Below are 279 nucleotides of genomic sequence, written 5' to 3' on the forward strand. Positions count from 1 at the left end.
CAGATAATCCGCCCGCACACCCCACGAAGACACCAACGCGAACAGCGACACCTCCAGCGCGAACAACCCCGCCTGCGCAAACGCCGTCTCCCCAATCAACCCAGCATCATCACCCCACACCACCTCACCCAACGACCGGCCCAGATACCGATCCAGCTGCGCACACACCTCATCCCACGCCGCAGCAAACACCGGATACCCCTCATACAACCCACGCCCCATCCCCAACCGCTGCGACCCCTGACCCGCAAACAACACACCCAACCCACCCACCACCGG

General features: G+C 63.8%; 1 pseudogene. It reads right to left on the reverse strand.

Annotated elements, in window-relative coordinates:
* Window positions 1-252: pseudogene (locus tag NP777_RS47435) on the reverse strand (acyltransferase domain-containing protein); the annotation flags it as partial.
* Window positions 253-279 lie beyond the last annotated feature (27 nt).

This window comes from Streptomyces rugosispiralis, assembly GCF_024505145.1.
Lineage (GTDB): Bacteria > Actinomycetota > Actinomycetes > Streptomycetales > Streptomycetaceae > Streptomyces > Streptomyces rugosispiralis.